Here is a 4,132-nt window from a genome sequence, read left to right on the forward strand (position 1 = left end):
GTCGAGAGCTCTCTGCATGTGGCCCCGCATCTCGTCGGTTCGGTAGAGCGCGGCCAGCATGGCCACGGTGATCAGGCTCCGGTCACGCTTGCTGAGGTCGGGGTGCTCCCATACGTCACCGAAGAGCACGTCGTCGCGAAGCTGTCCCAGCTTCGGAATGAACTCGTACACCGTCGGTTTCTTCTGAGCCATGTGTCGATCTCCTCGCGAATAGGATGACGGCCGCGCGCCAAACCGCCACAGCATGACACATCGCCACCTCCTCAGATCACCCGGCGCTCGCGGAGGCCGGCGATGGCCGCGGCGGCGTAGCCCAGCTCGCCCAGGATGGCGTCGGTGTGCTCGCCGAGCGTCGGCGCGCGCCGGCGGAATTGGCCGGGCGTCTCCGAGAGATCGACGGGGGTGGGCGCCAGCGGCGCCGGGCGCGGCAGGCCCGGATAGTCGGTGTCGGCGAGCAGGCCGGCGGCGCGGATGTGGGCGTCCTCCAGCGCCTGCTGCGGCGAGTACAGCGGCCCCGCCGGCACCTTGGCCTTCTCCAGCTCGGCCAGGGCCTCGGCGGTGGTGCGCACCGCGGTCCACTCCGCCATCCGCTTGGAGATGACCTCGCCGTTGTCGCCGCGCGCCAGATCGTCCGCGAAGCGGGGATCGGTGAGCCAGTGCTCCTCGCCCATGAGCCGGGCCCAGCGGGCGAACATCGGGCCCCCGATCGCGTAGGCGATGATCCACCCGTCGCGGGTGCGGAACAGGTCGGACGGCGCGGAGGTCTGGCCGCGATTGAGGGTCGCGACCCGGTTGGGCTGCGCGACCTGCTGCTCGACCAGCGTCGGGTTGTTGAAGGCCACCGCGGTGCGCAGCAAAGCCGCCTCGACCTTCTGGCCGCGCCCGGTCTTGTTCCGGGCCATCAGTGCCGCCAAGGTGCCGAACGCCGAGACGGAGGCGGTGCCGAAATCGACCCAGGCCACCGCCGCCCGCAGCGGCTGCTCGGGCGTGCCGGTCAGGTAGGCTCCGCCGGCCATCACCTGGCCGATGCCGTCGAAGCCGTGCTTGTGGCTCCATGGGCCGCCGGCGCCGAACGCGGTGACGGTGGTGAGGATGATGTCGGGCTTCACGCGACGCAGGCTCTCCAGGTCGAGCGCCAGCGAGCGCAGGACTTCGGGCGGCAGGTTGGCGACCACGACGTCGGCGGTGGCGACGAGCTTGCGGACGATCTCGCGGCCCTCGGGACACGCCGGGTCGAGCGTCATGGCGCGCTTGTTGCGGTTCATCGCGAGGTACATCGCGCCGACGCCGTCGTCGCCGACCGGCGCCACCCAGCGGTCCTCGCCACCGCCGATCCGCTCGATGCGGATGACGTCGGCGCCGAGATCGGCCAGCAGCGCGGCGCAGTACGGGCCGGCGATGTAGCGGCCGAAGTCGAGGACCCGCACGCCGGCGAGGACGCCGTCCAACTGTCCCTCATGCTCGCTCATGTCGGGAGACTGCCTTGCCCGTCGCCTGGCGTCAAGGGATCCGCGGCGGAGTCGGGCCCAGTGCTCCCGGTTGCACCGACGGCGTGGCGAGCCGATCCTAGCTACACCGAAGCGACCAACTGCCCGATCGGAGGCGATCCCATGGCGAGCACCCCATCCACCGGCCTTCAGCTTCGCTCGCTCGTGAAGAAGGAAGGCGTCCTGGAGCTGTCCCTCGTGACCGTCGACGTGCCCGAGCCCAAGCCGGAAGAGGTCATCGTCCGGGTCGACGCCTCCCCCATCAATCCCTCCGACCAGGGGCTGCTGTTCGGCAACGCCGACCTGAGCACGGCCAAGGTTTCCGGCACTGCGGCCAGTCCGGTCGTCACCGCGACGGTTCCCGCGGCGGCCTTCAAGATGCTGGCCGGGCGCGTCGACCAATCGATGCCGGTCGGCAACGAGGCGGCCGGCGTGGTCGTGCGGGCGGGGACGTCGCCGGGCGCGCAGGGCCTCCTGGGAAAGACGGTCGCCATCGTGGGCGGCGGCATGTACACGCAGTACCGGTGCATCAAGGCCGCGCAGTGTCTGGTGCTCCCGCCGGGCACGACACCGGCCGAGGGTGCATCCTGGTTCGTCAACCCGCTGACCGCGCTCGGCATGGTCGCCACCATGCGCGCGGAGGGTCACACCGCGCTGGTGCACACCGCCGCCGCGTCGAATCTGGGCCAGATGCTGAACCGGATCTGCCGCGAGGACGGCGTGCCGCTCGTCAACATCGTGCGCAAGACCGAGCACGTCGCGCTCCTGAAGGGCCTCGGCGCCAGCCACGTCTGCAACTCGAGCGCGCCGTCCTTCGCGGACGATCTGATCGAGGCGCTCGCCGCAACCGGCGCCACCATCGCCTTCGACGCGGTCGGCGGCGGCAAGCTGGCGGGCCAGATCCTCACCGCCATGGAAGCCGCGATCAACCGCACCGCAAAGGAGTACAGCCGCTACGGCTCCGCCACGCACAAGCAGGTGTACATCTACGGGGGCCTCGACCGCGGCCCGACCGAGTTCACCCGCACCTTCGGCCAGTACTGGAGCATGGGCGGCTGGCTGCTCACGCCTTTTCTACAGAAGATCGGCTTCGAGGCGGCCCAGAAGCTCCGCGAGCGCGTGGCCGCCGAGATCAAGACGACCTTCGCGAGCACCTACACGAAGCGGATCACGCTCGCCGAGGCGCTCCGGCTGCAGGAGATCGCCATCTATTCCAAGCAGGCCACCGGCGAGAAGTACCTGATCGAGCCCAACCGCTGACCCGGCGGCGAGCACCGTTCGTTCCGCGCCGAGAGCAGGGCGACGCGCGATTCGGGAGGAGGAAACGACTACGTCACCGCGGCCGGATCCCGAGGGCTTTCATCCGATAGGCCAGGGTGGTCGGCTTGAGCCCGAGCCGCTCGGCCGCGCCGCCGTGCCCGTAGATCTTCCCGCCCGCTTGATCCATCGCCAGCCGGATATTCTCCTGCTCGAGTCGGCGCATCTCGGCGTCGGTGACCGCCGCGGCGGGCGTGGTGGTCCGGGAGCCCGTGGGGGACCGTCCCGGGCGCGGACGGGCGAGGGCCAGCGCCTGGCGAACCCGCAATTCGTGGCCGTCGGTCAGGATCACCGCCCGCTCGATGACGTGGGCCAGCTCGCGCACGTTCCCCGGCCAATCGTATTGCTGAAGCGTCTCGAGGTCGGCGGCGGTCAACCCCGCCGCCGCCCGATTCAACCGCTGGCTCGCCAGGCGGAGAAAGTGCGCGGCCAGGAGGGGAATGTCTTCCTTTCGGTCACGAAGCGGGGGCACCTCGATCGGGAACAAGCTCAAGCGGTAGTAGAGATCTCGGCGGAAGCGGCCGGCCTCCACCTCGCTCTCCAGGACGCGATTCGTCGCCGCGACGATTCGCACGTCCACCCGCCGCGTGCGCTCCTCCCCCACCCGCTCGAATTGCCCGTCCTCCAGGACTCGCAGAAGCTTGGCCTGAAGCGCGGGCGGGATCTCCCCGACCTCGTCCAGGAACAGTGTCCCCCCATCAGCAAGCTCGAAGCGTCCCACCCGGTCGCGGACGGCCCCCGTGAACGCGCCCTTGACGTGCCCGAAGAATTCGCTCTCGAAGAGCTCGGCATGGACCGACGCGCAGTTCACGCGAACAAACGGCTGTTGTCGCCGCGCGCTGCGGTCATGAATCGCCGAGGCCACCAGCTCCTTGCCGGTACCGGACTCCCCCAGCAGGAGCACGCTGGCGCTGGTGGGCGCCACGCGCTCGACCTGGCGGAGGACCGTCTGGAGCGCCGAACTTTCGCCAAGGATGTCGCCAAAGGCGAGGGCCTCTCGAACCTCCTCCCGGAGGTGATCCCGCTCCAGCTCGATCTGCTGTCGCAGTCTGGCCACTTCCTCGAAGGCCCGGGCGTTGACCAGGGCCACGGCCGCCTGGTCGGCAAACATTCGAAGCCACTCGAACTCGTCGGGCTGGATGCGGGCGCGACTGAAGACGCCCAGGACGCCCAGCGTGTCACCCTTGAAGATCATCGGCTGCCCGCCGAATCCCATGATTCGTTCGGCCCGGGCCCACTCGAGTCGCGCAATTCCCGGATCCCTGTCCAGCTCATCGGTGATCAGCATGGGGGTCCCGGTGCTCCCGATCTGTCCCACTTTTCGGACG

General features: G+C 69.7%; 4 protein-coding genes. 1 reads left to right on the forward strand and 3 read right to left on the reverse strand.

Annotation, left to right across the window (positions count from 1 at the left end):
* Both VKN16_03060 and VKN16_03065 read right to left on the reverse strand, forming a co-directional pair.
* Positions 1-192, reverse strand: a 192-nt coding sequence (locus VKN16_03060) for a carboxymuconolactone decarboxylase family protein (GenBank protein HME93186.1), incomplete at its 3' end; no start/stop codon positions are given.
* A 71-nt stretch (positions 193-263) separates the two neighbouring features.
* Complete coding sequence (locus VKN16_03065; GenBank protein ID HME93187.1) at positions 264-1,448, reverse strand: CoA transferase; 1,185 nt, start codon at positions 1,446-1,448, stop codon at positions 264-266.
* Between the two features lie 162 nt (positions 1,449-1,610).
* On the opposite strand from VKN16_03065, the gene VKN16_03070 reads away from it, so the two are divergent.
* Positions 1,611-2,747, forward strand: coding sequence for a zinc-binding dehydrogenase (locus VKN16_03070; GenBank protein ID HME93188.1), 1,137 nt, complete (start codon positions 1,611-1,613; stop codon positions 2,745-2,747).
* Positions 2,748-2,820: 73 nt separating this feature from the next.
* On the opposite strand, the gene VKN16_03075 is transcribed toward VKN16_03070, so the two are convergent.
* Positions 2,821-4,132, reverse strand: a 1,312-nt coding sequence (locus VKN16_03075) for a sigma 54-interacting transcriptional regulator (GenBank protein ID HME93189.1), incomplete at its 5' end; no start/stop codon positions are given.

The sequence above is a fragment of the Candidatus Methylomirabilota bacterium genome, from assembly GCA_035315345.1.
Classification (GTDB): domain Bacteria; phylum Methylomirabilota; class Methylomirabilia; order Rokubacteriales; family CSP1-6; genus CAMLFJ01.

Excerpts from the sequence above, each read along its gene's own strand:
- VKN16_03070 (HME93188.1), top strand. The coding sequence starts at position 1,611 with ATGGCGAGCACCCCATCCACCGGCCTTCAGCTTCGCTCGCTCGTGAAG.